Annotated in this window: 21 protein-coding genes and 1 pseudogene; 7 read left to right on the top strand and 15 right to left on the bottom strand. The window is 58.7% G+C overall.

Annotation, left to right across the window (positions count from 1 at the left end):
• Positions 1-113: 113 nt before the first annotated feature.
• The 11 genes from paaK to paaA are packed head-to-tail and all read right to left on the bottom strand — an operon-like array spanning position 114 to position 9623.
• The gene (gene paaK, locus ACOTXL_RS00690) at positions 114-1430 is read right to left on the bottom strand and encodes a phenylacetate--CoA ligase PaaK (RefSeq protein ID WP_032609128.1); all 1317 of its coding nucleotides are present in this window, start codon (positions 1428-1430) and stop codon (positions 114-116) included.
• 26 nt (positions 1431-1456) lie between these two features.
• Positions 1457-2662, bottom strand: coding sequence for a 3-oxoadipyl-CoA thiolase (gene pcaF / locus ACOTXL_RS00685; protein ID WP_032609127.1), 1206 nt, complete (start codon positions 2660-2662; stop codon positions 1457-1459).
• Positions 2662-3084, bottom strand: a complete 423-nt coding sequence (paaI, locus tag ACOTXL_RS00680; protein ID WP_032609125.1) for a hydroxyphenylacetyl-CoA thioesterase PaaI — start codon at positions 3082-3084, stop codon at positions 2662-2664. Before paaI ends, pcaF begins: the two co-directional genes overlap by 1 nt.
• Positions 3074-4498 (bottom strand): 3-hydroxyacyl-CoA dehydrogenase PaaH, encoded by a 1425-nt coding sequence (paaH, locus tag ACOTXL_RS00675; protein WP_045350637.1) that lies wholly within the window; start codon positions 4496-4498, stop codon positions 3074-3076. The genes paaI and paaH overlap by 11 nt, the downstream gene beginning before the upstream one ends.
• Before the next feature lies 1 nt (position 4499).
• Positions 4500-5288 carry a 2-(1,2-epoxy-1,2-dihydrophenyl)acetyl-CoA isomerase PaaG gene (paaG, locus tag ACOTXL_RS00670; protein WP_026080707.1) on the bottom strand — a complete coding sequence of 263 codons (789 nt, stop codon included), beginning with the start codon at positions 5286-5288 and terminating at the stop codon, positions 4500-4502.
• Positions 5288-6055, bottom strand: coding sequence for a 2,3-dehydroadipyl-CoA hydratase PaaF (gene paaF, locus ACOTXL_RS00665; protein WP_045350638.1), 768 nt, complete (start codon positions 6053-6055; stop codon positions 5288-5290). The genes paaG and paaF overlap by 1 nt, the downstream gene beginning before the upstream one ends.
• The gene (gene paaE, locus ACOTXL_RS00660; RefSeq protein WP_045333011.1) at positions 6052-7122 is read right to left on the bottom strand and encodes a 1,2-phenylacetyl-CoA epoxidase subunit PaaE; all 1071 of its coding nucleotides are present in this window, start codon (positions 7120-7122) and stop codon (positions 6052-6054) included. Before paaE ends, paaF begins: the two co-directional genes overlap by 4 nt.
• Before the next feature lie 7 nt (positions 7123-7129).
• On the bottom strand, positions 7130-7627 hold the full coding sequence (gene paaD / locus ACOTXL_RS00655; protein WP_003857347.1) for a 1,2-phenylacetyl-CoA epoxidase subunit PaaD: 498 nt from the start codon (positions 7625-7627) through the stop codon (positions 7130-7132).
• 11 nt (positions 7628-7638) lie between these two features.
• Positions 7639-8385 (bottom strand): 1,2-phenylacetyl-CoA epoxidase subunit PaaC, encoded by a 747-nt coding sequence (paaC, locus tag ACOTXL_RS00650; RefSeq protein WP_045350639.1) that lies wholly within the window; start codon positions 8383-8385, stop codon positions 7639-7641.
• A gap of 8 nt (positions 8386-8393) precedes the next feature.
• Positions 8394-8681: a 1,2-phenylacetyl-CoA epoxidase subunit PaaB gene (gene paaB / locus ACOTXL_RS00645; protein WP_003857353.1), complete on the bottom strand. Its 288-nt coding sequence runs from the start codon at positions 8679-8681 to the stop codon at positions 8394-8396.
• 12 nt (positions 8682-8693) lie between these two features.
• Positions 8694-9623 (bottom strand): 1,2-phenylacetyl-CoA epoxidase subunit PaaA, encoded by a 930-nt coding sequence (gene paaA, locus ACOTXL_RS00640; RefSeq protein WP_003857355.1) that lies wholly within the window; start codon positions 9621-9623, stop codon positions 8694-8696.
• 285 nt (positions 9624-9908) lie between these two features.
• On the opposite strand from paaA, the gene paaZ reads away from it, so the two are divergent.
• From paaZ to ACOTXL_RS00610, 6 genes and pseudogenes are all read left to right on the top strand, one after another.
• Positions 9909-11948 carry a phenylacetic acid degradation bifunctional protein PaaZ gene (gene paaZ, locus ACOTXL_RS00635; protein WP_045625983.1) on the top strand — a complete coding sequence of 680 codons (2040 nt, stop codon included), beginning with the start codon at positions 9909-9911 and terminating at the stop codon, positions 11946-11948.
• Between the two features lie 225 nt (positions 11949-12173).
• Positions 12174-12305 (top strand): annotated as a pseudogene (locus ACOTXL_RS00630) (type VI secretion system tube protein Hcp); the annotation flags it as partial.
• 85 nt (positions 12306-12390) lie between these two features.
• The gene (locus ACOTXL_RS00625) at positions 12391-12786 is read left to right on the top strand and encodes a hypothetical protein (RefSeq protein ID WP_022651150.1); all 396 of its coding nucleotides are present in this window, start codon (positions 12391-12393) and stop codon (positions 12784-12786) included.
• Positions 12787-12946: 160 nt separating this feature from the next.
• Complete coding sequence (gene tynA, locus ACOTXL_RS00620; RefSeq protein ID WP_045350641.1) at positions 12947-15220, top strand: primary-amine oxidase; 2274 nt, start codon at positions 12947-12949, stop codon at positions 15218-15220.
• A gap of 168 nt (positions 15221-15388) precedes the next feature.
• Positions 15389-17362: an alkyl/aryl-sulfatase gene (locus ACOTXL_RS00615; protein ID WP_023324592.1), complete on the top strand. Its 1974-nt coding sequence runs from the start codon at positions 15389-15391 to the stop codon at positions 17360-17362.
• Positions 17363-17413: 51 nt separating this feature from the next.
• The gene (locus ACOTXL_RS00610) at positions 17414-18520 is read left to right on the top strand and encodes a GGDEF domain-containing protein (protein ID WP_023324591.1); all 1107 of its coding nucleotides are present in this window, start codon (positions 17414-17416) and stop codon (positions 18518-18520) included.
• Positions 18521-18559: 39 nt separating this feature from the next.
• Here ACOTXL_RS00610 and ACOTXL_RS00605 read toward each other — a convergent pair whose 3' ends face one another.
• Entirely contained in the window at positions 18560-20059 is a 1500-nt protein-coding gene (locus ACOTXL_RS00605; protein ID WP_022651146.1) for an aldehyde dehydrogenase family protein, read from the bottom strand.
• Between the two features lie 241 nt (positions 20060-20300).
• Here ACOTXL_RS00605 and feaR point away from each other — a divergent pair, with 241 nt between their 5' ends.
• Positions 20301-21209, top strand: a complete 909-nt coding sequence (gene feaR, locus ACOTXL_RS00600; protein WP_023314084.1) for a transcriptional regulator FeaR — start codon at positions 20301-20303, stop codon at positions 21207-21209.
• On the opposite strand, the gene ACOTXL_RS00595 is transcribed toward feaR, so the two are convergent.
• From ACOTXL_RS00595 to ACOTXL_RS00585, 3 genes are read right to left on the bottom strand one after another with little or no spacing between them, the layout of a single operon-like run.
• Positions 21210-21527, bottom strand: a complete 318-nt coding sequence (locus ACOTXL_RS00595; RefSeq protein WP_023324590.1) for a YdbL family protein — start codon at positions 21525-21527, stop codon at positions 21210-21212.
• 7 nt (positions 21528-21534) lie between these two features.
• Positions 21535-21726 carry a YnbE family lipoprotein gene (locus ACOTXL_RS00590; protein WP_003857369.1) on the bottom strand — a complete coding sequence of 64 codons (192 nt, stop codon included), beginning with the start codon at positions 21724-21726 and terminating at the stop codon, positions 21535-21537.
• Positions 21723-24362, bottom strand: coding sequence for a YdbH family protein (locus tag ACOTXL_RS00585; RefSeq protein WP_045350642.1), 2640 nt, complete (start codon positions 24360-24362; stop codon positions 21723-21725). The genes ACOTXL_RS00590 and ACOTXL_RS00585 overlap by 4 nt, the downstream gene beginning before the upstream one ends.
• Positions 24363-24371: the final 9 nt, after the last annotated feature.

The following is a 24371-nucleotide window of genomic DNA, read 5'->3' as shown; positions in this document are numbered from 1 at the left end:
TATTTTTTTCCTGGATGAATCATAGCATACGAATCTGGGGTGTACCCTCTCCCAAAGGGAGAGGGAACTCAATACACCCTCTCCCTTTGGGAGAGGGCTGGGGTGAGGGGAATTCAACTGTTGGCTGCCACTTTACGCAAATCAAACACCCGGCAGGCTTTACCCTCGGAGCGCGGTATGCTGCCACAGTTAACGATCATCACGTCGGTCGAGATCCCCACCATCGATTTAATCCGATGACGCAGCTGATGGCAGACCTGACAGCGCTGCTCATGGGTCAGCGTTAAGCTGCTCTGTTTCAGCTCGACCTTCACCGAAAGTGAATCAAGATGCCCGCGGCGGTTCACCTCCAGCTGATAGTGTGGCGAAAGATGTTCGAACTTAACGATCTCCTCTTCCAGCTGTGACGGGAAGACGTTCACGCCGCGAATGATGAGCATGTCGTCGCTGCGCCCGCTGATGCGATCCATCCGGCGCATGGTGCGTGCAGTGCCCGGCAGCAGGCGCGTCAGGTCGCGGGTGCGGTAGCGGATCACCGGCAGCGCCTCTTTGGTCAGGGTGGTGAATAGCAGTTCGCCCTGCTCGCCGTCAGCCAGCGGCGTGCCGTCATTCGGGTTGACGATCTCCGGGTAGAAGTGATCTTCCCAGATGGTCGGGCCGTCAGCGGTTTCAAGACACTCCATCGCCACGCCCGGCCCCATCACTTCGGAGAGACCATAGATATCCAGCGCGGTAATGCCCAGCCGTTTTTCAATTTCGCGGCGCATCGCCTGCGTCCACGGCTCGGCGCCAAACACGCCGACGCGCAGGGAACAGGCGCTGGCGTCACTGCCCATCTGACGCTCCAGCTCTTCAATTAAATTCAGGCAGTATGAGGGCGTCACCATGATCATATCCGGCTGAAAATCGCGGATCAGCTGCGCCTGCTTCTCCGTCTGGCCGCCGGACATCGGGATCACCGTCGCACCCAGACGCTCGGCACCGTAGTGCGCCCCCAGCCCGCCGGTGAATAGCCCGTAGCCGTAGGCCACGTGAATTTTATCCTTCGCGCTGCCCCCGGCGGCGCGCAGGGAACGGGCAACTATATTGGCCCAGTTGTCGATATCATTCTGGGTATATCCCACCACGGTCGGCTTTCCGGTGGTGCCCGACGAGGCGTGGATGCGCACCACCTGCTCCATCGGCACCGCAAAGGTATCGAACGGGTAGTTGTCGCGCAGATCCTGCTTGGTGGTGCACGGGAATTTTTGCAGGTCCGCCAGCTCGTTAAAATCGTCAGGGTGAACGCCCGCGGCGTCAAACTTGCGTTTGTACATCGGAACGTTGTTGTAGGCGTGGTTCAGCGTCCACTTCAGGCGCGCGGTCTGCAACGCCTGCAATTCATCAATGGACGCGGTTTCGATCGGATCAAGCTTTGTTGTATTTATCATCGCAGGGTACTCACATTATTGTTCGCTCAAACACGCTCAAGGATCATGGCAATGCCCTGACCCACACCGATGCACATCGTACACAGCGCGTAGCGCCCGCCGCGTCGGTGCAATTCATTGCTCGCGGCCAGCGCCAGTCTGGCACCGCTCATTCCCAGCGGATGACCTAACGCGATCGCCCCGCCATTCGGGTTCACATGCTCCGCGTCATCCGGCAAACCCAGCTGACGCAGCACGCCCAGCGCCTGTGCGGCGAAGGCTTCGTTAAGCTCAATGACGTCCATATCGGTGATACTGAGTCCGGCACGTTCCAGCACCTTACGGGTGGCGGGAATCGGGCCTAATCCCATCAGGCGCGGCTCGACGCCCGCGGTCGCCATGGCCACAATGCGTGTGCGCGGGGTTAACCCCTGGGCAAGCGCCATCGGCTCGCTGGCGATAATCAGCGCCGCCGCCCCGTCGTTCACGCCGGAGGCGTTCCCCGCCGTCACCACACCGTTCTTGCGGAACGGAGCTTTCAGCGCGGCAAGCTGTTCAAGGGTGGTTTCGGCGCGCGGATGCTCGTCCACGCTCACTTCCGTTACGGCACCTTTTTTCCCCGCCAACTGTACCGGGATAATCTCCTGCGCCAGAACGCCATTCTGCTGCGCCCGCGCGGTGCGCTGCTGGCTGCGCAGGGCAAATGCATCCTGATCGGCACGGCTTATATTTAACAATTCCGCTACATTCTCTGCCGTTTCCGGCATGCTGTCAGTTCCGTATTGCTGATGCATGAGCGGATTCACAAATCGCCAGCCGATGGTGGTGTCGAAGATCTCCGCCTGACGCTGAAACGCCGCGGTGGCTTTGCCCATCACGAACGGCGCACGGGACATGGATTCGACGCCACCGGCGATCAGCAGATCGCCATCCCCGGCCTTAATGGCGCGTGCCGCAAAGCCAAGGGCATCCAGACCGGAGCCGCACAGGCGGTTAATGGTGGTACCGGAAACGGTCTGAGGCAGCCCGGCCAGCAGCGACGACATGCGCGCTACGTTGCGGTTATCCTCTCCGGCCTGATTTGCGCAGCCGAAGATCACATCATCTATGCGCTCCAGATCGAGCTGCGGGTAACGCGCCAGCAGCGCACGCAGCGGCACGGCCCCTAAGTCATCGGCACGCACGCTGGATAATCCTCCACCGTAGCGACCGACCGGGGTACGCACACCCTCACAAATAAATGCGTCACGCATCAGGCTTCTCCTGTCACACTGCCGCCGGTGCGGTGCGATTTCCCGCGAAAAAGAGCGACGGTTTTCTGTTGTTGGTTCTGAATTTCAATGTCGTATACGCCGGTCAGTTTGCCCTGATGCTTCACCCACGCGGTAGCGGTCAGCTTATCGCCGGCAAAGCCCGGACGCAGAAAATCGATGGCGCAGCCTGAGGCCACCGCCGCCAGCCCCTGACTGTTGCAGGCGTAGGCAAAGGCGGTATCGGCCAGCGAGAACAGCTGTCCGCCGTGGCAGGTTTTATGCCCGTTGAGCATCTGCGGGGTGATGGTCATGGTCACCACCGCGTAGCCCTCGCCCATGTCGAGAATGTCCATCCCCATCGCCTGCGCGCAGGCGTCCCGTTCGTACATCGCACGGGCGTTATGCCAGGCGTTATGACTCATAGCTACTCTCCAGAAGCGCACGCTGGCGCAGCAGTGAACAGGGGCGATAGCGTTCCTCGCCGTAGTGACGTTGCAGGTTCTCCAGCAGCGTTAACAGACGCTGCCAGCCAAGGCGCTCGCCCCAGGCGATGGGCCCGCAGGGATAGTTGACCCCTAAGCGCATGGCGGTATCGATGTCTTGCTCGCTGGCGACCCCTTTTTGCAGGGCGTCCAGCGCTTCGTTGGCAATCATCGCTACCGTGCGCCAGACCAGCAGACCGGGGTAATCCGCAATCTGGACCACCCGTTTCTGCTGGTGCTGCAACCAGTAAATGGCTTTCTGCGTGGCGGCGTGCGGGTTGCCGGGTGCGGCGGCTATCACGGCCACATCCCGCTCGATGCGGTCGACCACCACCACCGGGCAGCCATGGCGCAGCGCCAGCGACTGCGCGGTCTCACCCTGCGTTTCGATCAGCAACAGATCGTCAATTTCCGTGACACCGTCACTTCTTCGCTGTACGCGCATGGGGTTGAAGCTGTCGCTGACCAGGGCGAGCCAGCTGACGGTGGGTTTCTCCTCCAGCCAGCGGTAAATGCCCTGCCCGCTTTTCTTACCCAGACGCCCCGCCAGCACCAGCTCCTGCTGCACCAGCGACGGCAGAAAACGACGCTCCTGCCAGAAGGCGTTAAACACGGAGCAGGTCACGGCAAAGTTGACGTCCTGACCAATCATGTCCGTCAGCTCAAGCGGCCCCATCGGGAAGCCTCCGCCGTCTCGCAGGGCGGCGTCAATCACCTCGGGCGTTGCCACCTGCTCTTCCAGCGCGCGCCAGGCTTCCGAGTAGAACGGGCGCGCCACTCGGTTGACGATAAACCCCGGCGTGGACTGGCAGCGTACCGGCTGCTTTCCCCAGCTCAGCGCCAGCTCGCACAGCGCATCGGCCACTTCTGGTGAGGTCGCCAGCCCGCTGACCACCTCCACCAGCTTCATCACCGGGGCAGGATTGAAGAAGTGCAGCCCGGCGACGCGTTCAGGGTGGTTTATCTCCGCCGCAATCGCGGTAACGGAAATGGACGAGGTATTGCTGGCGAGCAGCGTCTGCGGCGGGCAAACCTCTGCCAGCTGGGTAAACAGCGCCTTTTTCACTTCAAGCCGCTCGGAGGCCGCCTCGATCACCAGATCGGCTTTCGCCAGAGCACTGATATTCGTCACCGGCGTCAGGCGGGCGAGGATCTGCTCCCCGGCGTCGGCAGAGAGTTTTCCACGCGCAACGCGTGAGGACAGCCGCTGGCGAATGCCGTCGACGGCGCGGGAAATCGCCGCTGCGTCAATGTCGTACACCAGAACCGGATGACCGTGGCTGGCTGCCACTTCGGCAATCCCGGCGCCCATGGTGCCGCTGCCAATGACGGCGACCGTATGGATATTCACCATCTTATTTCCCCGTAAAGTTCGGCGCGCGTTTTGCCAGGAACGCGCTGACGCCTTCCCGGTAGTCGTCGCTGCGTCCGGCCAGGCGTTGATAGTCGCGCTCCAGATCAAGCTGGGCGTCGAGGGTGTTGGTTTCGGCGGCGTTGATCGCCTGCTTGATCAAGCCCAGGCCAAAGGTCGGCTGCGAGGCAAAATGCAGCGCCATCTGCTGTGCGGTGGCGGAGAGCTGCTCGTCGTCCACCACCTGCCAGATCATTCCCCAGGCCTGTGCCTGCTCAGCGCTGAGCTTATCGCCCAGCAATGCCAGCCCCATGGCGCGGGCGCGTCCGGCCACGCGCGGCAGCAGCCAGGTGCCGCCGCAGTCCGGGACGAGGCCGAGCTTGCTGAAGGCCATCACAAAACTGGCGGAGCGCGCCGCAATCACCATGTCGCAGCCGAGGGCCAGCGTCGCCCCCGCGCCCGCCGCCACGCCGTTAACCGCGCAAATCACCGGCTTCGGCAGTTTTGCCAGGCGGCGCACCAGCGGGTTGTAAAAAGTCTCAACGGACATGCCCAGATCGGGCGCCGGGCCGTTCGGGTCGACGTTACGGTCGTTGAGATCCTGCCCGGCGCAGAAACCGCGTCCTGCCCCGGTGATCAGCAGGCAGCGGATGGCGTCATCGCGCTCGGCCTGCTTCAGGCATTCGGAAAGCTGCTGGTGCATGACGTCGTTAAAGCTGTTCAGGCGCTCCGGGCGGTTCAGCGTAATGGTCATTACGCCCTGCTCAACATGGCTCAGAATAGATTCCACAATTAGCGTCCTTTAAAGTCTGGGGTGCGTTTTTGTAAAAAGGCGTTGATCCCTTCCCGGCGATCGTCGGTGGCCGCGAGCAGCGCAAACAGCTGACGCTCCTGCGCCAGCCCGGCCTGAAGCGGGACTTCCTGCGACTGGCGAAGCGCCTGCTTCGCCGCCTGTAGCGCCAGCGGCGAATGGCGCGCCATCAGCGCCGCCTGCTTCAGGGCGTACTCCAGCGTCAGCGAGGCCGGGTAGATGTCGCTGACCAGCCCGGCGCTGTGCGCCTGCACCGCCGTGATGCTTTCGCCCGTCAGCACCATTTTGCTGGCCAGCGATTTGCCTACGCTGCGGATCAGCCGCTGGGTGCCGCCTGCGCCCGGCATGATCCCGATGGTGATTTCCGGCAGGCCAAAACGGGCGTTATCGCCAGCAATCACGACATCGCAGAGCAGCGCCAGCTCACAGCCTGCCCCCAGCGCGAAGCCGTTTACGGCGGCAATCAGCGGTTTGGTGAAGGCGTTGATCCGCGCCCACAGCTGCGGACGGATATCGTTCAGGGTGGCGGGCAGGTCTTTCTCCGCCATTTCGTTGAGATCGGCCCCGGCGGCAAAGCAGCGTTCGTTGCCGTACATCACGCAGACGGCGATCTCAGCATCCGCGGCGGCGGCCTCAAGCTGCTCCGCGATTTGCAGGAGCAGCGCATTGTTGAGCGCGTTGCGCGCCGCCGGACGGTTAAGCGTTAGCTGCAACACGCGGCCATGACGGGTAACAATCAGTTCGCTCATGCCATCCCCTTCGCATCAAAATCGACGATAACGTCGGCGGTTAACGGCAGCGCCTGACAGCTCAGCACATAGCCTGCGGCCAGCTCGTCCGGCTCCAGGCTGTAGTTGGTCGCCATATCGACTTTCCCACGCAGCACTTTGCATTTGCAGGTGGCGCATACGCCGCCCTTGCAGGCGTAAGGCAGATCCGCCCCCTGACGCAGGGCCGCGTCAAGAATGCTTTCGTCGTCCGCCGTCAGGGTGATCTCCCTGTCGCGCCCGTCCTGACGGACGGTGACCTTCTGGCCATCGGCCTGCACGCTGGCTGTCCGTTTAACGGCGGTACCCGGCGTGTTAAAGCGCTCAAGATGGATCGCTTTTTCCGGCATACCCAGCGCTTTAAGCGCCGCTTCGGCCTCATCCATCATCGCCGACGGGCCACAGATGAAGGCTTCATCGTACTGACGGAAATTCACCAGCGTTTTTGCCAGCGCCTGGAGCTTTTCCCCGTCAATGCGGCCATGGAGCAGATCGCTGTCGAGCGTCTCCTGGCTGAAGATGGCGATCAGCTGTAAACGCTGCGGGTATTTATCTTTCAGGTCCGCCAGCGCCCGGCGGAACATCATGCTCTGGCTGCTGCGGTTGCCGTAAATCAGGGTGAAGTGGCTGTGGGCTTCAGTGGCCAGCGTAGCGGACATAATCGCCAGCATCGGGGTGATCCCGGACCCGGCGGCAATCGCCAGATAGTGGCCTTCGCGTTCAGCCTGCGGCTGGTAGCCAAAATGCCCCTGGGGCACCATCACCTCCAGCGCCATGCCCGGTTTGATCTCGTCCCGGGCATAGCGGGAAAAACGTCCGCCCTCGATGGCTTTGACCGCCACGCTGATCTCACCGCACGCGGTGCTTCGGCAGATGGAGTAGCAGCGGCGCAGTTCATCCCCGCCAGGACTGGCTTTCAGGGTCAGATGCTGACCGGGACGGAAGCGGTACGCCTCCTGTAACGCCTGCGGCACCGCGAAGGTAATGGTCACCGCGTCGCGGGTTTCGGGCTCCACTTTTGCCACTATTAATGAATGAAACGTTGTCATGGCAGCCTCAAATACATTTGAAATAATCGAAGGGCTCACGGCAGGTATTGCAGCGGTAGAGCGCTTTGCAGGCCGTGGATCCAAATTCACTGATAAGCGAGGTATCGGTGCTCGCACAGCGCGGGCAGCTCACCTCCGCGGGAACGTGGGCATGGCAGCTATGACCAACAGGCGGGCTGATGCCATATTCACGCAGGCGCCTGCGGGCATCGTCGGTCATCCAGTCGGTGGTCCAGGCGGGCTCCAGTTGCAGCACAATATGTACCGGGCTAAAGCCGTTTCCGGTCAGGGTTTCGCGGATCGCCCCCAGCAGATGCTCCGTTGCCGGACAGCCCGAATAGGTTGGCGTGAAGCCGATAACCCAGCCTTCCCCCTGTGCCTTCACGCTGCGCACCATGCCCAGGTCGGTGATGGTCAGCACCGGCACTTCCGGGTCGGGGATCTGGCTTAACAGCGCCCAAATCTGCGGGATTTGTGCAGGCGCGATGTCGACGAGGCGTTGCATGGCGTCCTCCTTTACCACTGCTGGCCGGGGTAAACGCGCTGGAGATACTGCATCTCTGCCAGCATCGGCCCGAGGTGTTCGGTATGTAGCCCCTTCTTACCGCCCGTGCGATACGCCACCTCTTCGGGCACGCGGAGGGTGGCTTCCGCCAGGCCAGCAAACACTTCGCGCTCCCACGGGTCCCGCAGGTCGCGCGGATCAACCGCCACGCCGTCATCAATTAGCGCCAGCTCGACCTCGTCAGCGTCGAACAGTTCAGCCGTAAAGCGCCACAGGCTATCCACCGCCTGCTGCATTTTTTGTGCGGAGGTTTCTGTTCCGTCCCCCAGCCGCACCAGCCAGCCGCGGCTAAAGCGCAGGTGATAGCGCGCCTCCTTAATGGCTTTTGCCGCGATGGCGGCAAGCTGACTGTCGCTGCTGTGGATCAGCCGCTCGTAGAGCGCCACGTTCCACGCATCCATCAGATACTGACGGGCAATGGTGTCGGCGAAGCTGCCGTTTGGCTGTTCCACCAGCAGCAAATTGCGGAACTGACGCTCATCGCGGCCATAGGCCAGGGTATCTTCATCACCCTTACCTTCCCGTTCAGCGGCGTAGGTCAGGAAATTGCGCGCCTGCCCGAGCAGATCAAGGCCGATATTGGCGAGCGCCAGGTCAATTTCCAGCTCCGGCGCGTGGCCGCACCAGGCGCCCAGACGATGTGAGAGCACCAGACCGTTGTCGCCCAGACGCAGGGCATAAGCAGATACGTTGTTCATCCCCAACCTCACATATGCTCGATACCATCAGGGATGGTGTAAAACGTCGGATGGCGGTAGACCTTGCTTTCCGCCGGATCGAAAAACTCCCCGCTCTCTTCCGGCTGGGAAGCGACGATTTCACTCGCCTTCACCACCCAGATGGAACAGCCTTCGCTGCGGCGGGTATAGGCATCGCGCGCGTTTTCCAGCGCCATGCGGTCGTCGGCAGCGTGAAGGCTGCCTACATGCCGGTGCGACAGCCCCTGCTTCGAACGGACAAAAACTTCGTATAACGGCCAGTAAACGTTGCTCATGGTTGATTCCTCTTATGCGGCCTGGCGGGCGCGTTGTTTTTCCGCGTGGGCCAGAGCGGCTTCACGCACCCATGCGCCGTCGTCCCAGGCTTTACGTTTTGCGGCCAGACGTTCGTGGTTGCAGATCCCGCGCCCGTTGATCACCTCGTCAAATTCCTGCCAGTCGATTTCGCCGAAGCGGTAGTGGCCGCTCTCTTCATCGAAACGCAGGTCGGGATCCGGCACGGTCATGCCGAGCATCTCCACCTGAGGCACCGTGTTGTCCACGAAGCGCTGGCGAAGCTCATCGTTGCCAAAGCGTTTGATCTTCCAGGCCAGACTGCGGGCGCTGTTTGGGGAGTTGTCGTCGTTGGGTCCGAACATCATCAGCGCGGGCCACCAGAAGCGGTTGATGGCGTCCTGCAACATCTGCCGCTGGGCTTCGCTACCCTGCGCCAGCGCCATGCAGGCCTCAAAACCCTGACGCTGGTGAAAGCTCTCTTCTTTACAGATTTTCACCATCGCCCGGGCATACGGGCCGTAAGACGTACGGCACAGTGCCACCTGGTTCACAATGGCCGCCCCGTCCACCAGCCAGCCAATGACCCCGATATCGGCCCAGCTCAGGGTCGGATAGTTGAAGATGGAGGAGTATTTCATCTTGCCGTCGAGCATCTTTTGATAGATGTCCTCCCGGGCGCAGCCCAGCGTTTCCGCCGCGCTGTAAAGGTACAGGCCGTGTCCGGCTTCATCCTGCACCTTCGCCAGCAGAATGGCTTTCCGGCGCAGCGTCGGTGCGCGGGTGATCCAGTTCCCTTCCGGCAGCATGCCGACAATCTCAGAGTGGGCGTGCTGTCCAATCTGGCGGATCAGCGTCTTGCGGTAGGCATCCGGCATCCAGTCCTGCGGCTCGATGGCCGTCTCCTGTGCGATGCGTTGCTCAAAGCGTTGTTCTTGCGTCACATAACCACCTTTGTGATTCGTTAAATCACCACAAATAGCAAAATGGTGAATCATTTGGTTTCTTAAAAGTTACACAAGGGTTAAATATAACCCCAAGAAGCGTTTGTTTATTTTGTGACGACGCTCGCAAGCCTTTTCATGAAAGGCCGATGGAGCAAGGCTTTCTGTTGGTCAGGCCAAGCAATACAGATCACAACGTTAACAATTCATTAAAACTCAGCTTGATTTTTATGATTCGAGATCAAACTATTTATAGTGAAATCACGAAACATCTGGAGAGAAGAAATGCAGCAGTTAGCCAGCTTCTTGTCCGGCATCTGTCAATCAGGCCGGGGCCGCGAGCGCACCATCACCCACGCCATCAGCGGGGAAACGCTATATCAAGTCACCAGCGAAGGGCTGGATATGGCGGCCGCGCGCCGTTACGCCATTGAACACGGCGGAGAAGCGCTCCGCGCAATGAGCTTTATCGAGCGCGCCGCCATGCTGAAGGCGGTGGCCAAACATCTGCTGAGCCAGAAGGATCGGTTTTATGCCCTGTCAGCCCAGACCGGCGCGACGAAGGCTGACAGCTGGGTGGATATTGAAGGCGGTATCGGCACCCTCTTCACCTACGCAAGCCTCGGCAGCCGTGAGCTGCCGGACGATACCCTGTGGCCGGAGGATGAGCTGATCCCACTGTCGAAGGAAGGCGGCTTTGCGGCACGTCACGTGTTAACGTCGAAATCCGGCGTGGCGGTGCATATCAACGCGTTCAACTTCCCGTGCTGGGGGATGCTGGAAAAGCTCGCGCCCACCTGGCTTGCCGGGATGCCCGCCATCATCAAGCCCGCCACCGCCACCGCGCAGGTGACTCAGGCGATGGTGAAAGCGATCGTGGAGAGCGGACTGGTGCCGGACGGCGCCATCAGCCTGATCTGCGGTGGCGCGGGCGATCTGCTGAACCACCTCGACAGCCAGGACGTGGTGACGTTTACCGGGTCGGCCAGCACCGGGCAGAGCCTGCGCGTCCACCCGAATATCGTCGCACATTCCATTCCGTTTACCATGGAAGCAGATTCTCTTAACTGCTGCGTGCTGGGTGAGGACGTGACGCCGGAACAGCCGGAGTTTACGCTGTTTATCCGCGAAGTGGTGCGCGAGATGACCGCCAAAGCCGGGCAAAAATGTACCGCCATCCGCCGCATCATCGTGCCGGAAGCGCAGGTTGAAGCCGTCAGCCAGGCGCTGATTGCGCGGCTGGAGAACGTGGTCGTCGGCGATCCGGCCCAGGAAGGGGTGAAGATGGGGGCTCTCGTCAACAGTGAGCAACGTGCTGACGTGCAGGAAAAAGTCGATCATCTGCTGGCCTCGGGCTGCCAGATCCGTCTGGGTGGTAAAGCTGATTTGCAGGCGCCTGGCGCATTCTTCCCACCCACCCTGCTGTTCTGCCCGCAGCCGGACGAAACCCCGGCCGTTCACGCCACCGAAGCCTTTGGCCCCGTCGCAACCCTGATGCCCTGCCGTAACACCGAGCACGCCATGCAGCTGGCGCGGGCGGGCGGCGGCAGCCTGGCGGGAACGCTGGTTACGGCAGATACCCGCGTGGCGCGGCAGTTTATTGCTGGTGCCGCGCGCGCCCACGGACGCATTCAGATCCTCAACCAGGAATCCTCGAAAGAATCTACCGGCCACGGTTCACCGTTGCCGCAGCTGGTGCACGGTGGTCCGGGACGTGCGGGCGGCGGCGAAGAGCTGGGCGGCCTGCGCGCTGTGAAGCACTATCTTCAGCGCACAGCCATTCAGGGCAGCCCGTCCATGCTCGCCGCGATCGGTAAACAGTGGGTCCGTGGCGCGGAGGTGCAGGAAGATCGCGTTCATCCGTTCCGTAAATACTTCGAGGAGTTACAGCCGGGCGACAGCCTGCTTACCCCGCGTCGTACCCTGACGGAAGCGGATATCGTGAATTTTGCCTGCATGAGCGGGGATCATTTCTACGCCCATATGGACAAAATTGGCGCGGCGGAGTCGATTTTTGGTGAGCGCGTGGTACACGGTTATTTCCTGATTTCCGCCGCGGCGGGGCTGTTTGTCGATGCCGGGGTTGGGCCGGTTATTGCCAACTACGGCATGGAAAACCTGCGCTTTATCGAGCCGGTCAAGCCGGGTGATACCATTCAGGTGCGCCTGACCTGTAAACGTAAAACGCTGAAGAAACAGCGCACTGCCGAGGAAAAACCCACCGGCGTGGTGGAATGGGCTGTGGAGATCTTCAACCAGCACCAGCAGGCCGTGGCGCTCTACTCCATCCTGACGCTGGTGGCGCGCCAGCAGGGTGACTTTTAATCAATGCAATGGCATTAACCTTGCTGCCTCGAGTGTTTGAGCGCATCAAAATAAGCAGAAGGTAAAACAGGGACTGGATGGCTTTGATTAATCGAACCATCCAGTCTGCCTGGTTTGGATAAGTTACAACCGGAAACACTAAGCAAATTGACCATGTAGTTAGCATGGTTATTATTTGGCGCCGGGAATATTCCCGCATTAAATTACATGGATGATTAACAAACTATGGCAATTCCTGTTTACCTTTTCTTAACTGAAGATGGTGGGTCAAAAATTACAGGCTCGGTGGATGTTCGTTACCGTGAGGGAAGCATTGAAGTCACCGGCTTTACACACAATCTTCGCCTCCTAATTGATCCTGCCGAATTTGCAAAATTCCAGAACAATAATAATTACGGTGATGATCCAGTCGATCAGTTATGGATAAGGGCAGGAATAGATTATGCGCGACGTTCGGGTTTTTAACTGGCGAGCTGGAATTATTATCTTTATTTTTCTCATATTCATTGCATACCCTTTCCGCGATCTTTTTACCGTGTATGAAAATTTGCAGGAAAAAATCAAGGTTAACGATCGTTTAACTCTTTACATCACCCAGGTTGAGACGGGCTCACTGTCTAAAAACAGGTATCATATTTATCTCTTTGATGCGAAAAAAAGTCCGGAAGAATTCATGTCTAACATTAAGAATATCAATCCCGTCATGATCACCGATGATGATAAAGCTTCAGTGGCAATTAAAAATGGAGACATTTATCTTCGCGTTCGCGGTACGGTTTATTCGTTCACGACGGTAGGTTTTGATGTCCGCACGCATCTCGATAGCTCGCCTTACTGAAGCGCAATTTATCTGCCATGGGGGTGTGATGCACCCCCGCTCTTTTTTTAACCTGGCAAGACTGACAAACAACCTGGCAGATGCAGGCAAACGCTTTTCGTGCGCGCCTGTCAGGATAACGCTGGCACAACACAATAAACACAACAAGATGAGGTCTGCGATGGGAAGCAATTCTTCTTTTTCTGCCCGTAGAACGGCACTGGCCATGGCCGTTGCGCTCTGTTGCGCCTGGCAATCCCCTGTTTACGCTCACGGCAGCGAGGCGCATATGGTCCCGATGGACAAAACGCTTCAGGCGTTTGGCGCGGACGTGCAGTGGGATGATTACGCCCAGATGTTCACCATCGTCAAAGACGGTGCCTTTGTGAAGGTCAAACCCGGCGCAAATACCGCCATCGTTAACGGCAAACCGCTGACGCTCCAGGTGCCCGTGGTGATGAAGAACAATAAGGCGTTTATCCCGGAGACCTTTATCAACGATGTCTTTCAGTCCGGTCTTGATCAGACATTCCAGGTTGAAAAAAGCCCCCACCCGTTAAACGCGCTGACGGCTGATGAAATCAACCAGGCCGTAGCAATCGTGAAAGCCTCAGCGGATTTTAAACCCAATACCCGCTTTACCCAGATTGCGCTGGCGGAGCCAGAAAAGGCCAAAGTCTGGGACTTTGTGCTTAACGGCACGGCGGTGGATGCGCCCCGCCAGGCCAATATCATCATGCTTGATGGTAAACACATCATCGAAAGCCGGGTGGATCTGAAGGAGAAAAAGATCCTCCGCTGGGAGCCGATCAAAGACGCGCACGGCATGGTGCTGCTGGATGACTTCAATACCGTGCAGCAGATCATCAATGAAAGCCCGGAGTTTGCCGCCGTGCTGAAAAAGCGCGGCATTACCGACCCGAAGAAAGTGATCACCACCCCGCTTACCGTCGGCTTTTTTGACGGCAAGGATGGGCTGAAACAGGAAGACCGCCTGCTGAAAGTGATCAGCTATCTCGACGTGGGCGACGGTAACTACTGGGCGCACCCGATCGAAAACCTGGTTGCGGTGGTGGATCTCGAGCAGAAGAAAATCCAGAAGATTGAGGAAGGCCCGGTCGTGCCGGTGCCGCTCACGCCGCGCCCTTATGATGGCCGTGACCGCGTTGAAACGGTGAAAAAACCGCTGGAGATTATCGAGCCGGAAGGCAAGAACTACACCATCACCGGGGATAGGGTGCACTGGCAGAACTGGGATTTTCATCTGAGCCTGGACTCACGCGTCGGCCCGATAATCTCCACCGTGACCTATAACGACAACGGCAAAAAGCGACAGGTGATGTATCAGGGGTCGCTCGGCGGCATGATTGTGCCGTACGGCGACCCGGATATCGGCTGGTACTTTAAAGCCTACCTGGACTCCGGCGATTACGGCATGGGTACCCTGACCTCCCCGCTGGTGCGCGGCAAGGATGTTCCGTCTAACGCCGTGATGCTCAACGAAACCATCCCGGATTACACCGGCGCGCCAATGGAGATCCCCCGGGCGATCGCCATTTTCGAGCGTTACGCCGGGCCGGAATATAAGCATCAGGAATTAGGAAAACCCAACGTCAGCACCGAACGCCGCGAGCTGGTGGTGCGCTGGGTCAGCACCGTGGGTAACTATGATTACATCTTCGACTGGGTATTCCACGAAAACGGCACTATCGGCATTGATGCAGGGGCCACGGGCATTGAAGCGGTGAAAGGCGTGCAGACGAAAACCATGCATGATGCCACCGCGAAGGATGACACCCGATACGGAACGCTGATCGACCATAATATTGTCGGTACCACCCACCAGCACATCTACAACTTCCGTCTGGATATGGACGTGGACGGCATCAACAACAAGCTGGTGGCCATGGATCCCGACGTCAAACCGAACACCGCTGGCGGACCGCGCACCAGCACCATGCAGGTTAATCAGTATGATATTGATACCGAACAGCAGGCGGCGCAGAAGTTTGACCCGGGCACCATCCGCCTGCTGAGCAATACCAGCAAAGAGAACCGCATGGGCAACCCGGTCTCATATCAGATCATCCCTTACGCGGGCGGTACACACCCGGTAGCGTCCGGCGCGAAGTTTGCCCCGGACGAGTGGATTTATCACCGCCTGAGCTTTATGGATAAACAACTGTGGGTAACGCGTTACCATCCCGACGAGATGTACCCGGAGGGAAAATACCCGAACCGTTCCACGCACGATACCGGCCTCGGCCAGTACAGCAAAGATAACGAGTCGCTGAACGACCAGGATAACGTCATCTGGATGACCACCGGCACCACCCATGTCGCCCGTGCCGAGGAGTGGCCAATAATGCCGACGGAATGGGTGCACACGTTGTTCAAGCCGTGGAATTTCTTTGACGAGACGCCAACGCTCGGCAAGAAAAAAGAGCAGAAATAACCCACCGACCGGGCGTAATGCCCGGTTTTTCATCCGCTTACTTGCTGAATTACTCTCCCCGATTATAGTTATTGTTACCTCGCTTAATCCTTTTGCATTTCTTGACACACTTTCACCAGGATTCGAAGTCTCCACAAACAACGTCACAGTTTACTGAGAGGTTTTAGGATGAGAATCAATGAGATCGTCAGGAGTCTCGCGCTGGCGGGATGTTTTATTTCTACCAGTTCCGCCTGGGCCGCAGAAGCACCTAAGGATGCCAGCGCAGCAACGCAACAGGCCAACAACGCACTCTTCAACCAGCTTCCTTTCTCCGATAACACCGATTTTACCAACGCCCACAAAGGGTTTATTGCCCCGCTGCCTCAGGAAATTATCAAAGGGGAGCAAGGCAACACCGTCTGGGATCCTCAGCAGTACGCTTTTATCAAAGAAGGCGATAAGGCGCCCGACTCGGTTAACCCGAGCTTATGGCGTCAGTCCCAGCTGATCAACATCAGCGGTCTGTTTGAAGTGACCGAAGGCGTCTACCAGATCCGTAACCTCGACCTGTCAAACATGACTATTATTGAAGGTAAAGAAGGCATTACCGTGGTCGACCCGCTGGTGTCGGCAGAAACGGCCAAAGTCGGGATGGATCTTTACTATAAAAATCGCGGTAACAAGCCTGTGGTCGCCGTTATTTACACCCACAGCCACGTTGACCACTATGGCGGCGTGCGCGGCGTGGTGGATGAAGCAGATGTGAAGTCCGGCAAGGTGAAAGTCTACGCGCCCGCCGGATTTATGGAGGCCGCCGTCGCGGAGAATATCATGGCGGGTAACGTCATGAGCCGCCGCGCCAGCTATATGTACGGCAACCTGCTGAAGCCGGATGCGAAGGGCCAGGTCGGCGCGGGTCTCGGCACCACCACCTCCGCCGGGACGGTGACCCTGATCGCCCCGACCAATATCATCGAGAAAGATGGTCAGAAAGAGGTGATCGACGGCCTGACCTATGATTTTATGCTCGCGCCGGGATCGGAAGCGCCTTCTGAGATGCTCTGGTATATCGAAGAGAAAAAGCTGATCGAGTCTGCGGAAGATGTCACCCATACCCTTCACAACACCTACTCCCTGCGCGGTGCGAAAATTCGTGAACCGCTGCCATGGTCGAAATACATCAACCAGGCAATTGTACGCTGGGGTGATAAGGCCGAAGTTATCATGGCGCAGCACCACTGGCCGACCTGGGGCAACGAGAATGTGGTTAACCTGCTGAAAAGCCAGCGCGACCTGTATCGCTACATTAACGACCAGACCCTGCGCATGGCGAATGAAGGGCTGACGCGTGACGAGATCGCCGCCAACTTCAAGCTGCCGAACTCCCTGGCCAATACCTGGGCCAACCGAGGCTATTACGGTTCAGTCAGCCATGACGTCAAAGCCACCTACGTGCTCTATTTAGGCTGGTTTGACGGCAACCCCGCGACCCTGGATGAACTGCCGCCTGAAGAAGCCGCGAAGAAATTTGTGGAGTATATGGGAGGCGCGGATGCCATCCTGAGCAAAGCGAAAACCGACTTTGACCAGGGGAACTACCGCTGGGTGGCTCAGGTGGTCAGCAAAGTGGTCTTTGCCGATCCAAATAATCAGGCCGCGCGAAACCTGGAAGCGGATGCGCTGGAGCAGCTGGGTTATCAGGCTGAATCAGGCCCGTGGCGTAACTTCTACCTGACCGGCGCCCAGGAGCTGCGTAACGGCGTGGTGAAAGGACCGACCCCGAACACCGCCAGCCCGGACACCGTGCGCGCGATGACGCCAGAAATGTTCTTTGACTATCTGGCGGTGCACATTAACGGTGAAAAAGCGGCGGATGCAAAATCGGTGTTTAACATCGACCTCGGCAGCGACGGCGGTAAATACAAGCTGGAACTGGAAAATGGCGTGCTGAACCACACGGCGAACGCCGAAGCGAAAGACGCTGACGCGACCGTGACCCTCAACCGCGATACGCTGAATAAAATCATCCTGAAAGAAGTGACGCTTAGACAGGCGCAGGATAATGGCGATATCAAAGTGACCGGCGATGCCGCAAAACTCGATGCCATGCTCGGTTACATGGATAAATTTGAATTCTGGTTTAACATTGTGACCCCGTAAAGGCAGCACTCGCGGGCGGAGGTTCCGCCCGCTCAAGGAAAATTCTCTTCAATGGAAAAAAGACATCCAGCCACACCCGAACCTGCGACATGGCCTACCCGTAAATCAATGGTTGTTCACGGGCTGGCCGTGAACCTGCCGTGGCTCGCCTTTGTGAATGCCAGCTTTGCCCTTATGGTCCTGCTGCGCAATTCGCTTTTCGGCCATATCGATGCCCTCCTGCACATCAGCCCGCCTCTGCGGCAGATGATAGACGCCTCCATGCTTGGGGTAGTCATCCTTTCCGTGGCGCTGGTAATAATGGCCTGGCGCCACATCCGCGGCGTCAGCGCGGTGCTGTTAATGTGTAGCCTGCTATGGTCGATAAGTTGTTACTGGTTTATCAACGTGATACAGCTTCCTCATCCCTGGCCGATATTCGTTACCCTGCTGATGGCCGGTATGACCGCGCTCTATTTTCACCCGGTGGCACTGCTCTGCTTCACCGTTCCGCTATGGATAAGCCTGCCCGTTGCCAGCATGCTGCTGAATCAGGAAATTAATTATCGCTTCGCCGGGCTGTGGGTGGTGTTCACCTTCATTCTCGTGTGCGGGCGCTATATCCTGTTGAGCTGGTTTGAAGAGGCGTGGCGTCGCAACCAGCAGAATCAGCGTTTAATTTCGCGGCTGGATGCGCTGGCCCATCAGGATCCGCTGACGAAAACGGCCAACCGGCGGGCGATGGAGCTGGTGCTGGAAAACGCCGTGGAGCAAGGCAAACGCTTCGCGGTGCTGATGCTGGATGTCGATTACTTCAAACTGTATAACGACACCTATGGTCACCAGGCAGGAGACGCGTGTCTCGCGAGGGTGGCAGAGGTGCTGAACACCTCGGTGCGCACGCCAGAGGATGTGGTTTCGCGCTACGGTGGTGAGGAGTTCGTCGTGATCCTCTTTGACTGTGAAGAAAGCGTTGCTGAGAAAGTCGCCGCGCGGATCCAGGCTGGCCTGCGCACCGCAGCCATTGCGCACAGCGCGTCGAAGGTGAGTGAATGTGTGACGGTGAGTATGGGCATTGCCGGCTATACCCCAGGACTGGCCGGCCCGGAAATCATCGCCCGCGCCGATGCGGCGCTGTATCGGGCGAAGGAGGCCGGGCGGGATCGGTGGTCGCGTTAAATAATGCCGGGTGGCGGCTACGCCTTACCCGGCGTTTTATTAATACCGCACACACACCGACTTAGTTTCACACCAGCCATCCAGCCAGTCGGGGCCGAAATCGCGCCCGGTGCCAGACTGCTTCATGCCGCCGAACGGCAGGTTGGCGTCTATCAGCGTGTGGCTGTTCACCCACACGGTTCCGGCCTGTAACCTGTCGGTATACGCCAGCGCTTTACTGATGTTCTGCGTCCAGACGCTGGCCGTTAAGCCATATTCAGTGTCGTTCGCCAGCTGAAGCGCCTCTTCCCCGTCGTCCACACGAACCAGGTTCACCACCGGCCCGAAGACCTCTTCACGCGTCAGGCGCAGATGATTATCCGGGTTGACCACCAGCGTTGGCGAAACGTAATAGCCTTTACCGTCTGGCCCCCGGTTCCCGGCGATCAGCTCCGCATTGTGCGCCTTCGCCTCATCCAGGAACGCCTGAACCTTATCGCAATGGGCGCGCGACACCAGCGGGTTGATAAACGCATCCGGCGACATGCCCGGCCCGACGCTCAGAGATTTCACGGCCTGTTCAAAGCCGCTGACCAGCGTGTCGAACAGCGGAGCCTCAATATAAATACGCGAGCTGGCCGCGCAGACCTGCCCCTGATTCAGGAAGCTGCCGGTCATCAGCCCTTCAATTACCCACGCCGGATCGGCGTCTTTCAGCACGATGGCCGGGTTTTTGCCGCCCAGCTCCAGCGTCACGCCCGTTAGCGTATCCGCAGCCACGCGGGCAATCTGCTTGCCCGTCGCCGTCGAACCGGTAAAGCTTACTTTGGCAATGCGCGGGTGCGAGGTTAGCGCCGCGCCACAGACGGCGCCACTACCGGTCACCACGTTGAACACGCCATCCGGGATCCCCGCCTCGCTCGCCAGTTCCGCCACCCGTAACAGGGTGAGCGGCGTGGTTTCCGAGGGTTTGATCACGATGGAGCAACCTGCCGCCAGCGCGGGCATTACTTTCCACATGCCAATCATCAGCGGGAAGTTCCACGGCACAATCCCCGCCACGACTCCCACCGGCTCTTTACGCGTCCACGCCTGATAACGCGCGCCCTGCGGCAGTGGAATCGAGAGATCGAGGGTTTTACCGGCAATTTTGGTGGTCAGCCCTGCCGTGTAGCGCATCCAGTTCAGGGTGCATCCCACCTCGAAGGCGCGGGAGATGTTAATGGATTTCCCCTGCTCCAGGGTTTCGAGCTGTGCCAGCTCTTCGCCATGCTGTTCCACCAAATCGGCAAACCGCAGCAGGATGCGTTCCCGCTCTGCCGGCAGACGCCCTGCCCAGCTTCGGGCGACAAAGGCGCGCCAGCCAGACATCACCGCACGATCGACATCATCGACGCTGGCATCGGCGGTGGAGGCAATAACCTCTCCGGTCGCCGGGTTGTAGACGTTCAGACGCTTTTCGCTGTCGGATGCCGCCTGACGCCCTTCAATCCACAGGCCGTGCTGGCGATCTAAAAACTGCTGCACGCCTGGCAGGATGGCGACGTGTGATTCGGACATAGGATACTCCTTCGTTATGCTTCGCAGGGTGTGTATGCAGTCTAAGAGGGGAATCGCATTCCTGCTTTTGTCTGTGTGACATTCGCTTTGTCAGCTGTGACAGGCTCCGCAAATCGTGATAATTCCCACTTATATCGCTGTAACCGTTGAGTGTTCTTTCCTATAGTCAGCCTCGTAGCCCTGACAAAATGCAACATAAATGCAACAATGCGAAAACAGTGACGGTGCAGCGAGAACATCAATGGCGTGTGCAAGCGAACAGGACAATTTTCAGCAGTGGCTGGCGCAAATTAACCAGGTTTGTGGGCGCTTTGCGGCACGTCCGTTAGAGGGGGCGTTTCTCGGCGAACTGGAAACCAGCTATACCCAAAGTCTGAAGCTGAGCACGGTGACCGCCGCAGGCGTTAACCTTTTTCGCACCCGTCAGGAGATCAAAAACGGCAACGACGCCTGGTTCTACACCGTGTTTCAGCTGGAAGGCAGCGCCGGAATCGAACAGGACAACCAGCGCGCGATGCTGAAAGCCGGGGATATCACGCTGATTGACGCCTCCCGCCCGTGCTCCATTTACTGGCAGGAGCGTTCCCGCCAGATTTCGCTGCTGCTCCCGCGACAAATCATTGAGCAACACGCGCGTTTTCAGGAAGTGAGGTGCGCGCTGCCCCTCTCCCGCAGTCTGCCTACCGTACAGCTGAGCTACCGACTGCTACAGGAGAGCATGGGCAATGCCGATCTCAGCGCCAGCGAAAGCGAAGCGGCGCTGGAGGCGATGGTGTGTCTGCTGCGTCCGGCCTTCCAGCAGCAACACGAGGTGCTGCCGCGCAAGGAGCGTCAGTTCCGCCACGTTCTGTCCCTGATTGATGATCATATTCAGTCAGAGGCGTTAAGACCGGAGTGGATAGCTTCAGAGAGCGGCATGTCCGTGCGGAGCTTGTACCGCATGTTTGCCGGGAAAGGGCTGGTGGTGGCGCAGTATATTAAGAACCGTCGCCTCGATTTATGCGCTCAGGCGCTGCGTTCCATCAGCGATGACGAAAAGCTGGCGGGCATTGGCTACAGCTGGGGCTTTACCGACCATAGCCATTTTTCCACCGCCTTTAAACAGCGTTTCGGGGTTTCGCCGGGCGAATACCGTAAGCGTTACCGTTAGTTACTTTTTTAGCCACTTGCCGTTAATCCCCTTCACGTATTCACCCGGCTGGGCGCGCGCCACCAGCTTTTGTCCCGCCATTTTCGCCACTTCGTCGACGGGCAAATTATTGCTGTCAGCTAACTGCTGGTAACTTTCCGTGCGTGCGGCGTTGATACGGCTCACCAGCGCCAGGGTTTCAGCGTCGTGCTGAACGGGCGCAAGATAGCCGCTCAGGGTTTCCCCTACGCGCCCCTGGACACGTGCATCGTTGAGCGTAAGCGTGGCGGCGTGAACGTTCATCCCCAGCGCCAGTAACATCAGAGCTAATCGTTTCATGGCATCCTCAGAACAGATCGCTGCGGGATTTCAGCAGGGCTTCAACGTCTTTATCCACCTTGATATGGATTTCATGCTCAATTTTCACGTTCATGTTGATAGTGATCGGCTCTTTGGGCGCCGCCACTTCAATGCGCGGCGTGCAGCCTGACAGCAGCGCGACGACGGCCACGGTGAGTACACCAGCCCTCTTTTTCATTGTTGTTCCTCACTTTCCTTGCCTGTCGAACCGCGGAGAAGGGGTATCGCCGCATGTTGCTCAAACCATGTTTGCAGATTGTCCCCAAAGCGCAGGCTGCGCCAGAGGGTAAAAATGTTCTCTTCATGGGTGTAATTCAGGTTTACGAAACTGCTTTTGCCCTCGACGCGGCTGGTGCCTTTAATGGCCGCCTGCATGGTTAACACACCCAGATTATCCACATTGAGTTTTGTCCACGACTGCGAAATTTCCATATAGCGGAGCCAGTTGATCGCCGCCCCGGCAACCACGTTGTCTTTCACAATGGCATCCGCCGTGTCCTGGTCGATGCGCAGCGTCATCGGCCCCGGGTTGGTCAGCCAGCCATCTTTAATGATCCATTTTTCATTGTCCAGCCAGAACGGCAGCGCGCCGCTCACCGGGCCGGACATGGCAAACTGCTTCGGATTCACCGCGCTTATCAGTTCGCTGGAGGAAATATTATCCACGCGTAGTAAAGCCGGATCGTGCTGCGGCATTCTCAACTGCTGCATGGTGATTTTCCCGCCGAGCGCTTCCACCTTCACGTTGGTGAGCAGGAGCGGGTTCGCTTCGGTCCAGGGATAATCGCCCTGGAGATCCGCGGTGATATTTCGGGCTGTGACCAGGTTTTTTACCTCGTCGATTCGTAACGTTACCGGCCCGCGCGTGCCCAGCGACCAGGTACCCTGGCTTAAGCGGAACGGCAGAACAAAATCAACGCCGTTGATTTCGTTATCCGGCATCCACGCGCTGCCCGCTTTCAGCACCCCGTGCCCCCCGGCCTCAAACCCCTGATCGGAGGCCGCTGAGAAAGCCACCTGTGCGTACATTTCGCCGCCGCGCAGGGTCATTTTCCAGTCTGGCGGGATCAACGGCTGGAACACCGTAAGAGACTGTTTTGGCCACCAGGCCTTACCGCGAAGGCGTTCGCCATCCCAGCGTCCATTCACCTGGACCGGGCCGATGTCGTCCGCATGCAGGTTCCCTTTAAACTGGAACACCGTCGGGTCTGTCCCGTCAACGCTGAAGGTCAAAACGGACGGCGGCAGCACGCTTCCGCCCGAGAAGCTTGTTTGCCCGGCATTGAGCGCGAGCGCGCCGCTAAAGGTGGGGTTATCCGGGTCCCGCGACCAGCGCACCGGGTGATCCAGCACCAGGCGCGGCTTGCTGACCAGCATCGTACCGTACTGCAATTTGTCGAACCCCGTGGAAAGATCGGTCAGTTCGATAACGTTGTCGCGCCACTCCCCGGTTCCCCGGACATCCCAGCGCGCGTTCATCGGCGTGAAATTCCCTTTACCCCAGTAGCGCCACTGCCACAAACCGTTGTCCGGTAAAAAGTCGTTAGCCTGGCCGTCCAGATGCAGTTCAAAATCGCCCATCTCGTTTTCATGCGCCCGCAGAATGGCTTGCAGGCGGCCGTCCACGCCCTTCTGCGTGAGCTTCACGCCTGCCAGCGGCCAGCGGATCTCATCGATATCCAGCGAGTCGATGATGCGCCCGCGCGAGCGCAATAATGCGCCGGGTTCAAACGTAAGCTGCGGATCGTAAAGGCTGCCGGTCAGCTTCGCCGGGAGTCTGGCATACAGGATCAGATCGTTTTGCTTGGCTTCCCCGCTCAGGTGCAGCGGCATAGCGCTGTTTTCCATACTGAGCGAGCCGGGACCGATATTCAGCACCGCGTTGCCCTTCCCCGCATCCCCCTGGGTCAGCACGTTGAGCCGCCCTGTGAAGGTGGCTTTCTCCAGCCCCTGATGCCAGTTATCCACTTTCAGCCCGACGCGACCGCTCATCGGCATACCGGAGGCTGACCAGTTCCAGCGTCCGTCGCTGACGGTTAACTGCTGAGCGGTGATCTGCCACGGTAAATCGAGCAGTGGATCGGGGTTGTCCCGCGCCATGACCACCAGCTGGCCCTGATTGTCCTCCCAGTCCAGATCGGCATCGACCAGCGAGGATAACTGTGGCACGTTAAAGGTCGCGACCGTATGCCCTTTCACCGGCACGCCGTCCGGTACCAACGGCAGGGTAAATTCACCGATCAGCTTCACGGGCTGCGGCTGATCCGGCAGTTGCACATCGAACTGGCTGATGGAGAGCGTCTGGCCGCGCAACTGCCCCTTAATGCTCACCTGCTCGCCGTTATAAGTGATGTCCTGGCGGGCTGGCGTGAGTGAAGCATGCAGCTCACCCTCCCACTGCTGCCAGGGAGAAAGGGTAAAGCGGTGGATGGTCAGCCAGGTGTTGGGCAGGATGGCCTGCCACTGCGCCAGCGTTTTCGGCGCCACCGTTGAGGACGCTGACTGCGGTAATTTGCTCAGGCAGACAGAGTTAAGTTCAAGTGCGCCAATATCCAGATCCCAACGGCTGGGGTGTGACAGGGTCACGTTTTCCACGCGGGCAATTTCGCACTCTTCTACCAGATAGCGTAGATCGGGGATGATCAGGGCGTGGCGCGTGAGCCGTGGGCTTTCTTCAAACGCGATGCGCGTTCCAACAGGGAGCCAGATCCCGGCGAGCGTGGGTACCCACTGGGCGAGCGTCATCAGCAGCGTCAGCGGCACGAGTAATAGCAGCAGTAATAGCGCGATTGCGGCTTTGTATTTACCCTTCATGGGCAGTTA

Source organism: Enterobacter cloacae complex sp. IR5402 (assembly GCF_049238125.1).
In the GTDB taxonomy this organism is placed as follows: Bacteria; Pseudomonadota; Gammaproteobacteria; order Enterobacterales; family Enterobacteriaceae; genus Enterobacter; species Enterobacter hormaechei_C.
The sequence above is the reverse complement of the archived record's forward strand: the minus strand, read 5'-3'. Positions and strand labels throughout refer to the sequence as shown.

Bases quoted from the DNA above. Each gene is read 5' to 3' on its own strand.
- paaK (WP_032609128.1), bottom strand. From the start codon at position 1,430: ATGATAAATACAACAAAGCTTGATCCGATCGAAACCGCGTCCATTGAT.
- pcaF (WP_032609127.1), bottom strand. From the start codon at position 2,662: ATGCGTGACGCATTTATTTGTGAGGGTGTGCGTACCCCGGTCGGTCGC.
- paaI (WP_032609125.1), bottom strand. From the start codon at position 3,084: ATGAGTCATAACGCCTGGCATAACGCCCGTGCGATGTACGAACGGGAC.
- paaH (WP_045350637.1), bottom strand. From the start codon at position 4,498: ATGGTGAATATCCATACGGTCGCCGTCATTGGCAGCGGCACCATGGGC.
- paaF (WP_045350638.1), bottom strand. From the start codon at position 6,055: ATGAGCGAACTGATTGTTACCCGTCATGGCCGCGTGTTGCAGCTAACG.
- paaE (WP_045333011.1), bottom strand. From the start codon at position 7,122: ATGACAACGTTTCATTCATTAATAGTGGCAAAAGTGGAGCCCGAAACC.
- paaD (WP_003857347.1), bottom strand. From the start codon at position 7,627: ATGCAACGCCTCGTCGACATCGCGCCTGCACAAATCCCGCAGATTTGG.
- paaC (WP_045350639.1), bottom strand. From the start codon at position 8,385: ATGAACAACGTATCTGCTTATGCCCTGCGTCTGGGCGACAACGGTCTG.
- paaB (WP_003857353.1), bottom strand. From the start codon at position 8,681: ATGAGCAACGTTTACTGGCCGTTATACGAAGTTTTTGTCCGTTCGAAG.
- paaZ (WP_045625983.1), top strand. From the start codon at position 9,909: ATGCAGCAGTTAGCCAGCTTCTTGTCCGGCATCTGTCAATCAGGCCGG.
- ACOTXL_RS00625 (WP_022651150.1), top strand. From the start codon at position 12,391: ATGCGCGACGTTCGGGTTTTTAACTGGCGAGCTGGAATTATTATCTTT.
- tynA (WP_045350641.1), top strand. From the start codon at position 12,947: ATGGGAAGCAATTCTTCTTTTTCTGCCCGTAGAACGGCACTGGCCATG.
- ACOTXL_RS00615 (WP_023324592.1), top strand. From the start codon at position 15,389: ATGAGAATCAATGAGATCGTCAGGAGTCTCGCGCTGGCGGGATGTTTT.
- ACOTXL_RS00610 (WP_023324591.1), top strand. From the start codon at position 17,414: ATGGAAAAAAGACATCCAGCCACACCCGAACCTGCGACATGGCCTACC.
- ACOTXL_RS00605 (WP_022651146.1), bottom strand. From the start codon at position 20,059: ATGTCCGAATCACACGTCGCCATCCTGCCAGGCGTGCAGCAGTTTTTA.
- feaR (WP_023314084.1), top strand. From the start codon at position 20,301: ATGGCGTGTGCAAGCGAACAGGACAATTTTCAGCAGTGGCTGGCGCAA.
- ACOTXL_RS00595 (WP_023324590.1), bottom strand. From the start codon at position 21,527: ATGAAACGATTAGCTCTGATGTTACTGGCGCTGGGGATGAACGTTCAC.
- ACOTXL_RS00590 (WP_003857369.1), bottom strand. From the start codon at position 21,726: ATGAAAAAGAGGGCTGGTGTACTCACCGTGGCCGTCGTCGCGCTGCTG.
- ACOTXL_RS00585 (WP_045350642.1), bottom strand. From the start codon at position 24,362: ATGAAGGGTAAATACAAAGCCGCAATCGCGCTATTACTGCTGCTATTA.